Here is an 18160-nt window from a genome sequence, read left to right on the forward strand (position 1 = left end):
CGCGCCGCGATGAGCGTCACACCGGGTGCTCACGGCTTCGTCGCGCCGGGAATCCACAGTTCGATCACGTTCGGTTCGCCGCGGATGGATAGCGGGAACGGCACGGCCTGGGGCGCGCGGGGCGAGGCGAACGGGCGGGTGGCGCCCATCCATGCGCTGATCGCCGACGCGCATTGGGTGCCCGCGCCGCTGTAGAGCACGGTGGGTACATGCCACTGGAACGGCAGGGTGCGGCCGTGGCTGGCGGCGCTGGCGGTGACGTTCTCGATGCCGGGCGTGGCCACGCCCAGGTCGCGCAGCTGGGGCAACAGGGTTTCGGCAGAGGCGCGCTCGGCCTCGTCGTAGATCTGCGTGTAGACCACGAAGCGGCGCGAGATGCCCTGGGTGCAGGCGCGGCGTGCAGCGTCGGCCAGGGTGGCGGCGTTCGCCCGTGACGGGTGGGTGACCGTGGCGGTGGCGGGAGTGGGGCGTGCCGCCCGGACCGGTGGCGGTGCTGCCGTTTCGGACGGTGGCGGTGGCGGCGGTGGCGGCGGCGGGGGGACATCCCGCGCGGGTTCCGGTGCCGATGCCAGCGGGGGGCTTTCGGACGGCATGTCGTCAACGGTGATGGGTGTCGTGTCGGTGGTGGATGTCGGGGCTGCGGCGTTCGAGGAGGTGTTCGCGCCCGCCACCACGGGCGCATCGGGATCGAGCGCCACCACCGGTGGCCAGTCACGGTAGCCGACCATGGCGCGTTCCCAGCGGGTCAGCGAGGGTGCGCCGCCGAGGATGGTCAGGTCGTTGTTGCAGGCGAGCGCAAGCTGGCCCGGTGGCAGCTTTTCGCATTTCGCCTGCAGCGAATCGGCGAGGCCGTCCACCACCAGGCGGATCGAGTCCGGGTACGGCGGCGCCCCGGCCTGGGCGCGGAACAGCTGCACCGAGGCATCCATGCCGACATCGAAGGCGGCGTCGTCGCCGATCGCCTTGCCCAGGTCGCGGGCGGCCTCGGTGACCAGTTTCTGCTGCTCGATGCCCTGTTTCAGATGGGCGTCCCACGCCTGCCAGCCGGCCAGCGCCAGGCCGGCGATCGCGCTCAGCCCGAGCGAGGCGCCGACCGTGGCGGTGACCCGCTGGCGCAGCGACATCGCGCTCTTCTGCACGTCCGGGGCGAGCGGGCCGATGCTGGCGGCGACGCCGTCCAGGGCCAGCACGGGGATCGCATCGAGGGTGGCGCGATCGAGCGGCCGGCCCAGCAGTTCGCCTAGCTGGCAATAGCTTTCCCATTGCGCCTCGTCGAAGAACTGGTCTTCCGTGCCCTGCTGCGGGAAGCGCATGTCGCGGTTGGCGTAGCCGACGATGTCGAGCGGCGAATCCGCCGGCTGGCGCGGCTTCACCACCAGCAGGGCGCCGGTGTTGCCGCTGTGGTAGCGGATGCGCGCCAGCAGCAGGCTTTGCGTGCCCGGCCCCGGCATCACGCTGTCCGGCGTGCCGAGCCGGGCCAGCAGCGCGGGCTCGACGGTGCCCGGCGCGAGGCTGGCCGGGTCGATGAATTCGATGATGGCGGCGTAGTCGATGCGCGCCTTGCGGATCAGGTTCTCGACGTCGGCGAACAGGTAGTTCGGATCGGCGCCGCAATCGGCCAGCACGATCAGCTTCAGCTCGCGCTTGAGCAGGGCATAGACGCCGGTGTTGTCGAAATGCCCGCCGTCGGACAGGTACCACACCGGACCCTGCAGGCCGGGGAAGCGCGCCAGCATTTCCTGCAGGGCCGCCCGCGACTTGCCGAGCCACGACCATGACAGCGACGGCTTGCCGAGCCGGTTGCGCCACCAGTAGCCGAGCCGCAGGCCGCTGAGGAAGGTCAGCACGGCCACCCCGGGGCGGGTCATCGAACCCATGCCGGAACCGGCGGCGGCACCGGAGATGGCGATCCATTCGGCCAGCGTGGTGCCTTGCAGCGGTTCGCTGGCGCCCGCGGGCAACGTTTGTGCGGGCCGGGTTCCGGTTTCCACGCCGAACGGACCGACGGTGAGGCAGATGCCCTTGCGATCGGCGTTGAACGCCTCGGTGCGATCGTCGACGGTCTGGTTGATGCAACAGTTGATCAGGTGGATCGGGCCACCGTGCAGGTGCGGCGTGTAGTCGGGCAGGGCCACATCGTCGTGGTCGAGCAGTTCGGTCACCTTGACCACCGCCTGCGCGGTGGCGGAGTCCTTCGACAGCAGCGGCGAGATGGGGAAGCGCGTCGGGCCCGCGGCGGCCACCGGCTGGTTGCCCACCGCAATGTAGGTGCGCGCGATGCGCGAGCGATAGAACGCATGTAGCGACGAGCGGTTGATCGCCTGCAGGTTGCGTCCGGTCAGGCCCGCGTAGGCAAGACAGGGCACCACCACCGCCAGCCAGCGCAGCCAGGCCGCTTCGGCGGAGGTGGTGGTGCCCATGAAGAACAGCAGGTATTGCAGCGCGCTGAGCCAGAACAACAGCAGCAGGCCGAGCAGCAGCAGGCCGCACAGGTTGGCGATCAGGGCCAATGGCAAACGCGCCAGGCTGGGCTTGTCGTTGTGCGGCTGCAGCGCCGGCAGGGCGAACCGCGCCACCGCCACCAGCAGCGCGATCAGGCCCGCGCCGTTCAACGCCGGACCGTGCAGCGCGCCCGATTCCAGCAGCCAGGCAAGGAACCAGCCGAGCAGGTCGGCGACGCCGAGCAGCAGGAACAGCAGCAGGCACTTCAGCAGGAAGGTGAGGCTGATCGTGTAGTGCACCCGATCCTGGGCCGGATGGTTGCCGCGCAGCCGGGTCCACAGCCATGCCAGCGGGATCGCCAGCAGGATCACGCCGGCCACCTGCAGCAGGCCCGGGCCGTGGCTGCTGTCCAGCGGCTGGGCCAGCCACAGCAGATAGCCGCCGAGCGCGGCGGTGACCACGACGATGGTCAGGTCCCCCGCCAGCGAGCCGTCTTCCGGATCGCGCGCCCACCAGTAGGCGAAGGCGCAGGCCGCCGACAACCAGCCCAGCGGAACCAGGCCCAGCCACCACAGGTTCAACGTCAGCCATGGCAGGTGTTGCGCGTAGACCGGATAGCAGAGCAGATGCGGCAACACCACCGCCGATGCCAGCAGGGCCAGCAGCACGGCGATCTCGAACTGGGTGGCCACGAAGCCGCGCAGCTGCCCGGTGGCAGCCTGCAGCAGATCGCCCGCGCCGGCGGGCGTCAGGTAGCGACCGTTGCTGCGCAACCACCACAACAGCAGGGAGCGATCGTTGGCCAGGCCCTGCTCGACCTGTTGCGGCGTGGTGGCGGCATTGAACAGACGTCCAAACGCGGCGCCGATGTAGCCGCCACCGGAGACCGTCGACAGGTAGTCGAAACGGTGCAGCACGCCGTTGCGCGCCAGCGCCCGCAACAGGCCCAGGCAGAAGGTGGCGCTGCGCACGCCGCCACCGGACAGGGCCAGGCCGGCGTGTGGCGCCTGCGGCTCCACCCCGGCGCGGTCGCGCCGCGTGTCAAACAACTGCCTTTCCGTCGCCGGCTCGCCAGCCGAGGGCTGTGCTTCCCTGTTCTGATTCATGGCTTGTTCTCCCCCGGGCCTCGATGCCCCTGCCATGCCGCGGGTGAGGTTATGCGCCCGCACGTCACCCGCGGCAAGTGCCGTCGGCGACGTGGAAGCCGCGCCGCGGTGTAGGCGCATCCGCCGCGGTTTGCGATGATGGGCGTTGTCGTCCATCGTTGTGGCCATGAACAAGCTGATCTCCGCTCCCGGCCGCATCGCGCGGCGCATCCTGCCGTTTCCCCGCAGGCGCAAGCCGGGCGCCTCGACGCAGGCGATGCCGTTCTTCGCGGTGCCCGCCAGCGCGATCGCCACCCTGCCTGATCCGTCGGCATTCCGGCAGGCCTTGCTGCGGCTCATCGGCCAGGCCACCCGGCGCATCGTGATCGTGGCCCTGTACCTGCAGGACGACGATGCCGGCCGTGAAGTGCTCGATGCGCTGTACGCGGCGAAGGCGCGCGCGCCGGGCCTGCGGATAACCGTGTTCGTGGACTGGCATCGCGCCCAGCGCGGCCTGATCGGCAAGCAGAAAAGCGCGGGCAACGCGGGCATGTACCGCGAATACGCGGCGCGGCTGGGGCCGGGCGTGGAGATCTACGGCGTGCCGGTGCAGAACCGCGAACTGTTCGGCGTGCTGCACCTGAAAGGCTTCGTGATCGACGACGCGGTGCTGTACAGCGGCGCCAGCCTCAATGACGTCTATCTTGCGCGGCATGAGCGTTACCGGCTCGACCGCTATCACCTGCTGCAGCACGTGGGCCTGGCCGACGCGATGGCCGGTTTCGTGCAGAAGTATTTCATCGGCAGCGATGCGGTGCGGCGCCTGAACGTGGCGGACGTGCCCTCGACGAAGTCGCTGCAGCCGGCGATCCGCGAATTCCGCCAGGCATTGCAGCGGGCGAGCTACGACGTGCCGCAGGCCAGCCTGGCCGACGGCACGGTGGCGGTGACGCCGCTGCCGGGCTTTGGCCGCAGCGACAACACGCTGAACGAGGTGCTGCTGGAGTTGCTGCGCGGCACCCGCCAGCGGCTGATCGTGCTGACGCCGTACTTCAACCTGCCGCGGCCGGTGCGCGCGGTGCTGGGCCAGTTGCTGCGTCGTGGCTGCACGATCGACATCATGGTCGGCGACAAGACCGCCAACGATTTCTACATCCCGCCGGGCGAGCCGTTCAAGACCATCGGGCTGTTGCCCTACCTGTACGAAAACAACCTGCGCCGCTTCGCCCGCGCGCACCGCCGCCAGATCGACAGCGGCCAGCTCAACCTGCACCTGTGGCGTGACCGCGACAACAGCTATCACCTGAAGGGCCTGCTGATCGACGACGACGTGGCCGTGCTGACCGGCAACAACCTCAATCCGCGGGCGTGGTCACTGGATCTGGAAAACGCACTGGTCCTGCGCGACCCGTCACGCCTGCTGCAGGCACAACACGAAGCGGAGTGGGCGGCCTTGCGCCGGCACGCCACGCGACTGGTCGACTACCAGGCGCTGGAGAGCCCGCGGCAGTATCCGCCCGAGGTGCGCAAGCTGCTGAAGCGGCTCGACCGCAGCCAGCTCGATCACCTGCTCAACCGGCTGATGTAGCAGCGCTGCTACGAATTCGCGGCCAGCCGGCTCAGCCGCATCTCCAGCCAGTTCGACACGTTCGGCCATTCCCCGGCGAGGATGCTGAAACACACGGTGTTGCGCAGGCTGCCGTCGACGCGACGCCGGTGGGCGCGCAGGACGCCCTCGCGCTGCGCACCGAGGCGCTCGATCGCGCGCTGCGAATCCTCGTTCAATTCGTCGGTGTGGAAGGCCACCGCCACACAGTCCAGGGCCTCGAACGCGTGCTCCAGCAGCAGCCGCTTGCAGGCGGTGTTGAGGTGGCTCTTCTGCCAGCGCTTGGCGTACCACGTATAGCCGATGGCGAGCCGCGGCAGCGCGGCGTCGATCTCGTAGTAGCGGGTGCTGCCGACGATCTCGCCGCTGCCGGACTCGCGGATCGCGAACGGCAGCATGTGGCCCTCGGCCTGGCCCTGCAGCGCCCTGGCCACGTAGTCACCCGTCTGCCCCGGCGCGGGGACGCTGGTGACCTGCAGGTTCCACAGTTCGCCGTCGGCGGCAGCCGCTTCCAGCGCCGGTACGTGGTCCGGGCTCAGCGGTTCCAGCACGACGTATTCGTCATGCAGACGGATCGGGGCGAACGGGGTCATCGGGGATTCCACTGGGCGGTCAGGCGTCGAGGTCGGGGATCAGCTTGCTCTCGAGCCGGGCGATGTGGTCCTTCAGCAGCAGCTTGCGTTTCTTCAGCCGGGTCAGCTGCAACTCGTCGCGGCCGATCGCCGAGGCGAGCTGGTCGATCGCGGCGTCGAGGTCGCGATGCTCCATCCGCAGCTCGGCGAGCAAGTGGACGATTTCTGCGTGATCCTGGACCTGCATGATGGTGATGAGGCTGGGCGGCGATTTCCCAAGTGTAACGCCGATTTGCCGCGCTGTTTCCCGCCTCGCCCATGGATGCGGCCCGGCGGCGGCCGGGCCGCTACAATGGCAGGCTCCCGTTGCCGATCGCCCGACATGTCCGCCCCGTTGCCCACCTTCCGTCCACCCGCCGCCGACGGCGGCAAGCTGGCCCGGCGCCTGCGCCGCCAGGTGGGCCAGGCGGTGGGCGATTTCGGCATGATCGAGGACGGCGACAAGGTGATGGTGTGCCTGTCCGGCGGCAAGGATTCGTACACCTTGCTGGACCTGCTGCTGCAGCTGCAGGCGAAGGCGCCGGTACGCTTCGAGCTGGTCGCGGTGAACCTGGACCAGAAGCAGCCGGACTACCCGGAACATGTATTGCCGGACTACCTGACCGCCCGCGGCGTGCCGTTCCACATCATCGAGCAGGACACCTACAGCACGGTGACCCGGGTGATTCCCGCGGGGAAGACCATGTGCAGCCTGTGCTCGCGGCTGCGCCGCGGCGCGCTGTACACCTGGGCGGCGGCGAACGGCATCACCAAGATCGCGCTCGGCCATCATCGCGACGACATTCTCGCCACGTTCTTCCTCAACATGTTCTACCAAGCGCAGCTGAAGGCGATGCCGCCGAAGCTGCGCTCGGACGACGGCCGCCACGTGGTGATCCGGCCGCTGGCCTATTGCCGCGAGGACGACATCGCCGAGTACGCGGCGCAGCAGCGGTTCCCGATCATCCCGTGCAACCTGTGCGGCTCGCAGGACAACCTGCAGCGCCAGGCGGTGGGCCGCATGCTGGCCGAGTGGGAACGGCAGCAGCCCGGGCGCAGCGAGAACATCTTTCGCGCGCTGACCCACGTGTCACCCTCGCAACTGGCCGACCGCCAGCTGTTCGACTTCAACTTCGGCGCGACGCCCGCCTCCTTCGCCTGGCCGGTCGACGGCGCGGACGAGACCGCCACCACGCAGGCCTGAACCCTCCCCGTCACCTCACTTCGAGTAACCGCCGTGTCCTACTTTGCTTCCGTTGAAATGGCCCCGGGCGATCCGATCCTGGGTCTCACCGAGACCTACCTCGCCGATCCGCGGCCGGGCAAGATCAATCTTGGCGTGGGCATCTACGTCGACGAACAGGGCCGCATTCCGCTGTTGCCGAGCGTGCACGAGGTGGAGAACGCACTGGCTGCCGCGGCCAAGCCGCGCGGCTACCTGCCGATCGATGGCCTGGCGGCGTACAACCGGCTGACCCAGCAACTGGTGTTCGGCGAAGCATCGCCGCTGCTCGCCGCCGGACGCGTGGCCACCGCGCAGACCATCGGCGGCAGCGCCGCGCTGCGCGTGGCCGCGGACCTGCTGAAGCAGGTCGGCGGCGCCGGTGCGAAGATCGCGATCAGCAACCCGAGCTGGGGCAACCACCACGTGGTGTTCCGCACGGCGGGCTTCGAATTGCTGGAATACCGCTACTACGATCCGGCCACGCATGGCCTGGATTTCGCCGGCATGCTGGAAGACCTGGGCCGGATGGAGCCCGGCACCGTGGTGCTGCTGCATGCCTGCTGCCACAACCCCACGGGCGTGGACCTGGACGCCGCGCAATGGACGCAGCTGATCGAGTTGCTGAAGGAGCGCAAGCTGCTGCCGTTCGTCGACATGGCCTACCAGGGTTTCGACCGGGGCACCGAACAGGACGCCACCGCGGTGCGCCTGCTGGGGGAGTCGGGCATCGACGCCTTCGTGGTCGCCAATTCGTACTCGAAGTCGTTCTCGCTGTACGGCGAGCGGGTCGGCGCCTTGTCGATGGTCGGCGTCGATCGCGACGAGGCCGCGCGGCTGCAGTCGAAGATCAAGCAGGTCATCCGCACGATCTACTCCAGCCCGTCGACGCACGGCGCCGCGCTGGTCGCCGGCGTGCTGGGCAGCAGCGAACTGCGCGCGCGCTGGGAGCAGGAACTGGGCGGCATGCGCGGGCGCATCCATGCGATGCGCGCGGGCTTCGTCGAGAAACTGGCCGCACTGGGCGCGCCGGACTTCGGCTTCATCAACCAGCAGGCCGGCATGTTCTCCTACTCCGGCCTGAGCAAGGCGCAGGTGCACCGGTTGCGCGACGAGTTCGCGATCTACGCGCTGGACAGCGGCCGCATCTGCGTGGCGGCGCTGAACCAGGCCAACCTCGACACCGTGGCTGCGGCCGTTGCGACCGTCACACGCTGACCTTTTCCGTGTTGTCGACCAGGCCAAGCAGGCGCGCACGCTCCACCGCGTGCCAGCGGGTGCCGGCTGACAGCTTGAGGAACAGGTTCTTGAGGTGCCACTTCACGGTCTCGCTGCTGATGTCCAGGTTGCGGGCGATCAGCTTGTTCGACAGGCCCTGCTGCAGCAGGTGGAGCACTTCGGACTCCTTGGCGGTCAGCAGGTCGGGTTCGCATCCCGGTTCGGTGGCGGATACCGGCGGCGTTGCCGCTTCGTTCGCGGTCGCGGGCTGGCGCACGGTAGGCCCGTCGGCGGTGGCGTCATGCCACGCCATGCCCATCTGCACGGCGAGCGGGTGGGTATCGGCCAGCAGCCTCGCATGGCCACCCAGGCTGGCCAGGGCCAGCGCCTCGGACAACCAGGCCCGGGCCGTGGCCGGATCGCGCTGCCGCAGCGCGACGGCGCGCAGGACCTTGATCGTCCAGCCGTCCCGCTCCCGCTGCAGTTGGCGGGCCAGCAGGTCCGCCGCGACGAGGTGCTGTTCCATCGCCTCCATATCGTCACCGGCCAGCGCCGCGTAGGCCCTGGCGATCAGACCGGACAGCCGGTACTGCGGCAGGAATGGCTGCAGTTCCTCGCTCTGGAACACCGCTTCGAAACGTTCCAGTGCCTGCAGCAGTCCGCCCACCGTTTCCAGGCGCTGGTCCAGCGCATGGATCCGGATCCGCTCCACCAGTCCCTGCAGCTGCAGGCGCGGGAGTCTGCGGTGCTTCGCCAGTGCGTCGAAGTTGTCGAGCGTGTTCAACGCGCGCCGCTCGTCACCCTGACCGAGGGCGATCCGGGTCAGCGTGTGATAGGCGATGGCGAGCGTATCCGGGAAGCTCGCCTCGATGACGTCGATGCGGTTGGCCAGCAAGGCCTGGGCGGCCGACAGCTCGTTGCGCTCCAGCAATGCGGCGGCGAGCACGGCGGCATACATGCAGGCGACCATGCTGCGCCGGCCGTCTTCCTTTTCCGCCCTTGCCAGCGCCGGGCGCAACAGGGCCTCGGCCCGGTTGGCATGGCCGTCCCGGAGATGGCCTAGGCCGGCCATCAGTCTCGCCAGGGCCTCGGCCAGTCGCAGCGAGCCGGAATTGCCGTGCGTTGCCACCTGCGCGGCAAGCCGCTGAACCTCGCTGCTCGAACCTGCATGGAGCTCCAGCAGCGCGCGGGCGTTCAGGGGAGCGACGGCGCAAACCGGGTCCTCGGTCGGCGATGAAGCCGACGGCCAGCGCGCCAGGATGTCGGACAGGCGCCCAATCTCGTCGGCGTAGGCGGCCGCGCCGCCGGCGACACGCAGTGCCAGCTTGAGCATTTCCGTCGAAACGGCGGGATCGGCAGCCACCTCGAGACTGGTGCGCAACGCCTGCGCGTTGTCGTCGCCCAGTGCCAGCACCCACGCGGCGACCAGCCTGAGCAAGGTGCTGCCCGCGATGAAATCGGGCGGGATGCGGTCCAGCCATTCGCGCGCCTCGTTCAACTTGCCCTGGGTGCCCAGCAGCCAGAGCGAGCGTGCGGCGTAGCCGTGCGCGGCGGCCTCGTCGCCTGCCGCCAGCGCGTGGCGGGCCGCTTCGTGAAAGCGCTCGCGACCGGCCAGCCAGCGGGATGCACGCAGGTGCAGTTCGGTCTGCTCGGCGCGCGGCAGCTGTTCGAAGCGGCCGAGCAGGAAGTCCCGGCCGAGCGGATGCAGGCGCACCCAGTCGCTGGTTTCTCCCACCATCATGATCGGTGATTCGAGCAGGAGTTGCTCCAGACGAGCCGGCGCGTCGACGCAGCCCGTCACCGCTTCGCACAATTCCGCGTTCAGGTGTTCGAGGATCGCCGTGCGCACCAGAAAGCTCCGTTGCGGCATCGACATGCGGGAAAACATCGATTCGATGAAGTAGTCCTGCAACCCCTCCCGGCGTGCCGAAATCGTGGCGATGGACCTGGCCGGGTCGTCTTCCTGTTCCACCTTGGCGATCGCCAGTTGCAGCCCCACCGGCCAGCCTTCGGTGAGGTCGTGCAATTGGGCGCGCTGGTCGAGATCCAGCCGTGCGCCCAGTCGTCGTTCGATGATCTCGATGGACTCCTCCAGACGCAGGCGCAGGTCTTCCGCCACCAGCACCGCGAGGTTGCCCTTGGCAACCAGCTCGGTGGTGTGCAGCGGCAAGCGCACCCGCGATCCGATCACCACATGCAGGTTGGCCGGTGCATTCAGCAGCAGGTAGCGGAGCGAGCGGTGCAGCGTGGTCTTCGGCAGCCTTTCCGCGTCATCGATGATCAGGACGGTTTCCCGCTCCAGCAGGGCGACTTCCGCCAGCAGGACGGTCAGCGCGTCGATTTCCTGCCCGGCCCTGCTGGCATGCTCGGCGGCGATCAGGTCGAACGCCTTGCGTCCGCTGACCAGGTACAGCGCCTGCAGCAGGCCCGTGGCGAAACGTACCGGCTGATCCTGGTTGTCGGCGCCCAGCCAGGCCACCAGGGCGTTCCGTTCCAGCCAGCGCCGACGCCACTGCAACAACAGGGTGGTCTTGCCAAAGCCTGCCGGCGCGGCCACGGCGATGGCCGTCCGTTCATGGATCTTGTCCCAGATCTGCATCAGCCGGCCACGGTCCAGGGTGGTACGCGGAAGTCGCGGCGGGGTGATCTTCAGGCGAAATTCGGGGGCGGGCATCGGCAGAGAATACTCGTTGGCCGGCCCTGCCGGCACGACGCCCGGCGGCATCCGTGGCGTTCGTGCAGTCCCCTCTGGATCGCGTCGTGGAGAGGGATGGGGGGGAATCCCCCCCCCCCTTTTTCGGGGGGTGGGAGAGACGACCCGTATGTCGTTCTACTTGGCCTCTGCCAGACGCTGCATTCCGGAGCTGCATTCCGGCGCCAGCCAGGCCCGCATGACTCGGGGGAGTCCCATCTTGATCTTGAACTACAAAACCTTGCCGCTGGCCGTGCTGCTGGCCTTCGGCGCGAATCAGGCTTGCGCCGTCGAGACGAATCCGGCCGCCGTCAGCCGCGCCCTTGAACTGATCCGCAGCCACGGCGCCACCACCCGCGCCGCGGCCGGTGACCATTACGTGAGCCGTGGCGTGATCACCGACGCGAACGGTACGGAACACGTAAGGCTGGACCGAACCTACAAGGGCCTGCCGGTGATCGGTGGTGACCTGGTCGTGCATTCGCGCAATGGCAGCTACCAGTCCGCCTCGCTGACCCAGGGCGCCGCGCTGAACCTGTCGGTCCAGCCGGTGATCGGATCGGACGAGGCCGCGGCCATCGCCGGTACGGAATTCGGCCCCGCCTTCGCCGGGATGCCGGAACGCACCCTGTCGGTTTACGCGCGCGGTCACGGTGCCGCCCGGCTGGTCTGGCGCATCCGCATGCACAACGCGCAGGCCGACACGACCTATATCGTCGACGCCCGCAGCGGCGCCATCGTCGAGCGCTGGAGCAACCTGGAGACGGCGGCCGTCACCGGCCAGGCGAAGACCCTGTATTCGGGCTCGGTCCCGCTGGTCACCAACTCGGTCATCGGCGGCTACGAGCTGCGCGATCCGACCCGCGGCAGGATGCGCACCATCGACGGCTCCAACAGCCGCACCTCGGGCCAGATCTACAAGGACAGCGACAATGTCTGGGGCAACTCCACCACCCTGGACCTGGCCACCGCCGCCGCCGACGCCGAATACGGCGCTTCGGTGACCTGGGATTTCTACAAGACGGCCTTCGGGCGCAACGGCATCGGCGACGACGGCAAGGGCGCCTACAACCGGGTGCACTACGGCACCAAATACAACAATGCGTTCTGGTCGGACGCCTGCTTCTGCATGACCTACGGCGACGGCGACGGCGTCAACGTCGGTCCCCTGGTCGCGCTCGACATCACCGGCCACGAGATGAGCCACGGCGTCACGGCGCGCACCGCGGGCCTGATCTACTCGGGGGAATCCGGCGGGCTGAACGAGGCCAACTCGGACATCCTCGGCACGATGGTCGAGTTCTACGCCAACAACAGTCACGACACGCCCGACTACATGATCGGCGAGTCGATCGTCCCGGCCAACGTACCCGGCAGCCCGAGCCAGCACGCGCTTCGCTACATGTGGAAGCCCAGCCTGGACGGCCGTTCGCCCGACTTCTACGTGAGCAACATCGGCAGCCTGGACGTGCACTATTCGTCGGGCGTGGCCAATCACTTCTACTACCTGCTGGCCGAAGGCACCACGCCGAAGACCTTCAGTGGGGTGGTCCACAGCTCGCCGACCATCAACGGCGCAAGCCTGCCCGGCATCGGACGGGCCAAGGCACAGAAAATCTGGTATCGCGCGCTGACGGTGTACTTCACCTCCAGCACCGACTACGCCGCTGCCCGCGTCGCCACCATCCAGGCGGCGAAGGACCTGTACGGAACCACGTCGGCCGAAGCGAATGCGGTTGCCGCCACGTGGACCGCGGTCAACGTGCTGTAAGCGGCCAGTTGCGGCGCGATCGCCACCAGGCCAACCATCACCGCCCGCGCGGGACCAGCCAGGTCCCGCGCCGGTTCGATAGCCGATTGTCGGGGACACCATGAACCATTCCACGCAGCGCGGCGCATCGCGCAGAACGCGCGTACTTGCCAGCCACCCTGTTGCCCCCATCAGTCGCGCGATTCGCGCGGCCCTGGCCGTATCGGCCACCATGCTGACCCTGTTTGCGCCCACCGCCAGCTGGGCCGCCGATACCGGCACCTGCAGCTACGACGCCGTCAGCAACACGTATGCCTGCAACGGCGATTTCAGCCAGCCGATTCCCGATGCCGGTTTCATCCCGCCGGTCGACCTGACGGTCGTGCTGGGTGACCAGCTGCCGAGCAGCGTGCATCCGGATGCCGGCTACATCGGCATCGACGCGGCGTGGGCCGGTGACATTTCCATCATGGTCAATGCCGGCAGCGGCATCCAGACCGAGGGCGCCGACGGCATTCATGCCTACGGTTCCGATGCCACGACCCGGGTGTCCAACTACGGCAGCATCGGCACGGTGGTAACCGCCGATGACGCCGAAGCGATGGACATCGGTGGCGTGCACGACGTCACCGTCGTCAATGGCGGCAGCGTGCTCGCGGGTGACGCCGATGGCGGTCATGACGTCATCGGCGCCAGCGTGCTCTCCGACTATGGCAGCGTCCAGTTCGACAATCTTGCCGGGGCCGTGATCGGCGCCAGTGCCTACGACGGCAATGCCACCGCAATCGCGGCAACCAGCCTGGGCTATTACGGCCAGCTCGCCATCAGCAACGAAGGCGTGATCAATGCCGACTCGATCCACGGCGATGCCAGCGGCATCGTCGCGTCGGCGGTCAGCCAGGGCTACGCGAACGTCCAGAACAGCGGCAGCGTCCAGGTGAGCGGCTACGCCAGCGCCGTGGGCATCGAAGCCTACGGCGAATACAGCAGCACGGTCGACAACAGCGGCGACGTCGGCGCCGACGCCAGCGCGGCGGGCGGTGCGACGGCCTACGGGGTGAGCAACCTCTCGTATCACCTATCCTATCTCTACAACGACACCCCGGGCACGATCACCGCCACGGCCCACGCCGGCTACGGCGGGGCGGTGGCGGTGGGTGCCTATGTCGTGGGCGGCGATGTCAGCTCGCTGCACAACGACGGCAGCATCACCGCCAGCGCGAAGAGCGACTTCGGATCCGCACAGGCGTATGGCGCCGTGGTCGAGGGCTACAGCGGTGTCGGCCTGCTGATCAGTGGCGGTGACGTCGACGCCAGCGCCGTGGCGGGCATCGGCGGCTATGCGCAGGCCACCGGCGACCTGGTGGTCGCCGCGGTGGCGAGCATCTTCAACGATGGCAACGCCAGCGCCACGGCCACCGCCGGCGCCGCCGGCGTCGCGATCGCCACCGGCCTGCACGCCGAGGGCACCAACACGGCGATCAACAGCTATGGCGACGTGAGTGCCACGGCCAAGGCCGTGGGTGGCGCGGCCAGCGCCACCGGTACGTATGCCTACGGGCACTCGGGTTCGGCGTCCTTCTACAACACCGGGAACCTCTCGGCCCAGGCGTCCGCCTATGCCGGTGTGGCCGACGCCACCGGGGTCAACTCGATCGGCATCTACAACGCCTACGCCACCAACCTGGGGACGATTTCCGCCACGGCTTCCGGCGCCCAGGCGACCGCCGCCGGCGTGGTCAACCAGTCGTATTTCGAGGCGGCCACCACCAACGCCGGCCAGATCACCGTGACGGCGTCCGGCACCGTGGCGCCTTACGGTCAATATGAAGCGGTGGCGGTGGGCGTCTACACGTTTGCCACGATTTACGACGCGATCGTCGACAACAGCGGTTCGGTTTCCGTCACCAGCTCCGCGCTGGCCGACATCGACGACACCGGCGGCTTCCTGGTGGCCAAGGCGATTGGCGTGCGCGCGGTGAATCCCGCCGGCTACGGCGAAGCGCTGGTGACCAACACGGGCGACGTCGGTGCCTCGGCGGTCACCGGCCAGGGCTATGCGTCGGCCTGGGGCGCCATCGCCCAGTCCGGTTCCTACGGCTACGGCCAGGCAGAGATCGACAACGACGGTTCGATCGCGAGCAGCGCCCAGTCGGGCGCAGGCAACTCGGTGACCATCGGTGCGTACGCGCACAGCGGAAGCACGGCGATGATCGTCAATCACGGTGACATCAGCGCCACGTCGCAGGCGGGGCGCGGCATTGCCTACGTGTCGCTCGCCACCGCGTACGCCACCGGCGCCCAGGTGTACGGATTCGCCTATGGCGGCGGCGAAGCCGGCATCAGCAATGACGGCAGCATCACAGCCGACGCGTCCCTCGTTGGCGGCATCGTCGCCGCGACCGCGCTGAAGACTTTCGGATCGACTTCCACGGTCGACAATGCCGCGGGCGCCACCATCGCCGCCACGGCCGAGGCCACCCTGTTCGGCGGCGTCGGCGCAGTGGCGGTCGAAGCCGGCGGACTCTACGGCGTCGCGGTGGCCAACGACGGCAACATCAGCGCATACGCCCGCGCACACGCCTATACCGACGGCGTGCATGGCTACTACGGCGCCAGCCGCGCCTTGGCCGTCGATGCCATCGCCAACTACCGGGGCAACGTGTCCGTGGTGAACCACGGCGACATCGCGGCCCACGCGGTTGCCGAAAACGGCGTCACCTTCTTCAATGCCGGCGCGGGCGCGACCGGCGTGAGCACGTATGCCAAGTACGCCGCCACGGTCGAGAACGCCGGCGACATTTCCGCCGTGGCCGAAAGCGAGCTGGGCATCGTCGGCGCCTACGGCGTGATGGGGCGCGGCAAGTACTACACCCATGTCGCCAACGATGCGGGAGCCAGCATCGTGGCCTCCGCCAGCACCGCCAGCCTGGCCAGCGACCAGTACGGTGGGCGCGCGGTTTCCTTCGGCACCCATGTCTTCGGCACCGATCACGGCGTCACCTACAACGCCGGCAGCATCGTCTCGCACGCGGTCGTCACCGCCGACGGCGGCGCGAACGAAGGTCGCAGCCTGGCCAGTGCCTGGGGCAGCGCCGTCGGTGCCTATTCCTCGATCCAGACCGGCGAGGTGGTCAACGTCGGCGACATCGAGGCGGCCGCCTCGGCCGACTTCGGCTACGCAAACTCGTTCGGAACCTATGTGCTGTCGCACTACGATTCGGGCACGTCCAATGCCGGAACCATCCAGTCGAGCGCCAGGTCCGACCACGGCCACGCGTTTGCGGTCGGCAGCTACGCGTTTGCGCTGCACCAGCAGTACCACGTGGACTGCGACGAGAACGGCTATTGCGACTATTCCAACCCCACGGTCACCCCCGATGCCGGCACGGCTTCGCTCGACAACAGCGGCGGGATCATGGCGGTGGCCACCGCGCACGGTGGCAGCGGACAGAGCTACGGCGCCTCGGTGCTCGGTGCCTTCGTTTCGGGCATCACCAACAGTGGGCACATCGGCGCCAGCGCCGACGCCGATGACGCACGCGCCGTCGGTGGCTTGACCAACAGCGTCTACGGCTACTCGACGGTGCAGAACAGCGGCAGCTTCGAGGCGATCGCATCCGGCGGGACGGCCAGCGCCAGCGGCATGTTCGCCGCCGGTGCCTACGGCAACGCCGACAACGGCCAGTTCGCCGCGACGATCGACAACCAGGGCAGCATCCTGGCCAAGGCGACGGGCACGACCACGGCCACCGCCATCGGCATCGAATCGGTGGGCTGGAAGGATGCGGGCATCCGCATCGACAACGGCGGAACGATCGGCGCAGCTGCCTACGGTGCGGATGCCACCGCCACCGCGGTGTCGATGGATGCCCGCGGCGCCAACGTGCTGACCAATACCGGCAGCATCGCTGCCTACGGTGACGGCAAGCGGATCGCGGTCTCCTCCGGCATCGGTGCGACGGCCACGATCGCCAACCAGGGCTCGATGGTCGGCGCGGTCGTCACCGGCGACCTCGATGACAGCTTCGACAACGCGGCCGGCGCCAGCTGGCAGGCCATCGGCAGCTCCGATTTCGGGGCGGGCGACGACCACGTGGTGAATCGCGGCACGCTGTTCATGGCCGACTCCTCGATCAGCCTCGGCGGCTACGTCAACGGCAACACGTTCGACAACTTCGGCACGATCAGCGTGTCCGGCGCCACCAACCTGATCGACATGGACAATCCGCTCCCGGTGTCCAACAACGGCGTGATCAGCTTCGTGGATGGCGCGCCGGACGACGTGCTGACCGTGGCAGGCGATTTCGCCGGCCAGGGCTCGCTCGATGTCGACGTCAGCGGGCTGCACCAGACCGGCGACCGCCTGTACGTCGATGGCAACGTGATCGATTCGACCCGCCAGGTCATCAACGTGAACCTGATCGACATGCCGACCACGCCCACGGTCGACATTCCGCTGGTCATCGCGAGCGGCACCCTGGGCGGAAGCTTCACGCTGGGCCAGACGCAATCGCAGGCCCGGGGTTTTGTTGCGCTGGATTTCGGCCTGAAGACGGCCGGTGGCACGACATCGCTGGTGATGGACGTCACCGGCCTGAACGCTGCCGGTTCACTGGCGTCCGCCCTGACGCCGGGTGCACAGAGCCTGGTCAATGCGGAAGTGGGCACCTGGCGTCAACGCATGGGCGTGGTGCCGGAGCAGGGCAAGCGCGGGCTGGCGCCGTGGGTGCGCACGTTCTCCGACAGCGGCGACATCCGCCCGGGAAGCCGCAGCAATTTCGGCGCCAGTGGCAACGCCGCGTTCCACCAGACCAATCGGGGCCTGGAGTTCGGGCTCGATACGCGCCTGTCCGACCATCTGTCGGCAGGCGTGCTGATCGGCAAGTCCGATGGCAGCCAGCGCATGGCCGACGGCAGCGGCTCCGATCGCCTGGATGGCAGGACGTTCGGCCTGTACGGCACGTGGATGGCGGACAACAGTTTCTACTTCGACGTTTCGCAGCGCTGGACCGGCATCAAGGCGCACCTGCGCTTGGGGATGGTCGCCACCACCACGGATGCCGACGCGGCGGTCTTCAACGTCGAGGCCGGCGTCACCGCGTGGACCCTGGCCGGTGTCCATGTCATGCCCCAGCTGCAGTACACCCGCACCCGTATCGACGGCATCTCGTCGCTGGACCTGCAGCAGTCGGATTTCGTCGATCACGGTGGCGTGTCGTCGCGGGGCCGTGCCGGTCTGGCTTTCGACAAGACCATCCAGGGCACGCGCTTCAGCTGGACCCCTTATGGCTCGGTCAATGCCGTGCGCGAATTCAGGGGCAACCACAGCTACGCGATCAACGGCGGCCTGCTCGGTTCCACCAGCACCCGGGGCACCAGCGCGATGGTCGAGCTGGGTCTGGGTGCGCGTCGGGGCGGCCTGTCGCTCACCGGTGGCGTGAACTGGACCGATGGCGGGGCGCTGCAGAACGTTCTGGGTGGCCAGTTGGCCGTGCGTTACAGCTGGTAAGGCCGGACACCTCCGGCCGCGC

The 18160-nt window shown here is 68.5% G+C and carries 9 protein-coding genes; 5 read left to right on the forward strand and 4 right to left on the reverse strand.

The window, feature by feature from the left end; genetic code table 11:
- Positions 1-29: 29 nt before the first annotated feature.
- The gene (locus I6J77_RS01780; RefSeq protein WP_204110338.1) at positions 30-3548 is read right to left on the reverse strand and encodes a patatin-like phospholipase family protein; all 3519 of its coding nucleotides are present in this window, start codon (positions 3546-3548) and stop codon (positions 30-32) included.
- A gap of 166 nt (positions 3549-3714) precedes the next feature.
- Here I6J77_RS01780 and pssA point away from each other — a divergent pair, with 166 nt between their 5' ends.
- Positions 3715-5115, forward strand: a complete 1401-nt coding sequence (pssA, locus tag I6J77_RS01785; protein WP_204110339.1) for a CDP-diacylglycerol--serine O-phosphatidyltransferase — start codon at positions 3715-3717, stop codon at positions 5113-5115.
- Between the two features lie 8 nt (positions 5116-5123).
- On the opposite strand, the gene I6J77_RS01790 is transcribed toward pssA, so the two are convergent.
- Both I6J77_RS01790 and I6J77_RS01795 read right to left on the reverse strand, forming a co-directional pair.
- Positions 5124-5726, reverse strand: a complete 603-nt coding sequence (locus tag I6J77_RS01790; protein WP_204110340.1) for a GNAT family N-acetyltransferase — start codon at positions 5724-5726, stop codon at positions 5124-5126.
- Positions 5727-5745: 19 nt separating this feature from the next.
- Entirely contained in the window at positions 5746-5952 is a 207-nt protein-coding gene (locus I6J77_RS01795) for a YdcH family protein (RefSeq protein ID WP_007804203.1), read from the reverse strand.
- A 135-nt stretch (positions 5953-6087) separates the two neighbouring features.
- On the opposite strand from I6J77_RS01795, the gene ttcA reads away from it, so the two are divergent.
- Together ttcA and I6J77_RS01805 are read left to right on the forward strand one after the other, a co-directional pair.
- Positions 6088-6948, forward strand: a complete 861-nt coding sequence (ttcA, locus tag I6J77_RS01800) for a tRNA 2-thiocytidine(32) synthetase TtcA (protein WP_204110341.1) — start codon at positions 6088-6090, stop codon at positions 6946-6948.
- 33 nt (positions 6949-6981) lie between these two features.
- Positions 6982-8184 (forward strand): amino acid aminotransferase, encoded by a 1203-nt coding sequence (locus I6J77_RS01805; protein WP_204110342.1) that lies wholly within the window; start codon positions 6982-6984, stop codon positions 8182-8184.
- Here the strand turns inward: I6J77_RS01805 and I6J77_RS01810 are convergent.
- Positions 8174-10858, reverse strand: a complete 2685-nt coding sequence (locus tag I6J77_RS01810) for a LuxR C-terminal-related transcriptional regulator (RefSeq protein ID WP_204110343.1) — start codon at positions 10856-10858, stop codon at positions 8174-8176. The two genes, I6J77_RS01805 and I6J77_RS01810, sit on opposite strands and share 11 nt — an antisense overlap.
- 238 nt (positions 10859-11096) lie before the next feature.
- On the opposite strand from I6J77_RS01810, the gene I6J77_RS01815 reads away from it, so the two are divergent.
- Together I6J77_RS01815 and I6J77_RS01820 are read left to right on the forward strand one after the other, a co-directional pair.
- On the forward strand, positions 11097-12647 hold the full coding sequence (locus tag I6J77_RS01815) for a M4 family metallopeptidase (protein ID WP_239309141.1): 1551 nt from the start codon (positions 11097-11099) through the stop codon (positions 12645-12647).
- Between the two features lie 211 nt (positions 12648-12858).
- Complete coding sequence (locus I6J77_RS01820) at positions 12859-18138, forward strand: hypothetical protein (RefSeq protein ID WP_204110344.1); 5280 nt, start codon at positions 12859-12861, stop codon at positions 18136-18138.
- Positions 18139-18160 lie beyond the last annotated feature (22 nt).

Source organism: Rhodanobacter sp. FDAARGOS 1247 (assembly GCF_016889805.1).
Classification (GTDB): Bacteria; Pseudomonadota; Gammaproteobacteria; order Xanthomonadales; family Rhodanobacteraceae; genus Rhodanobacter.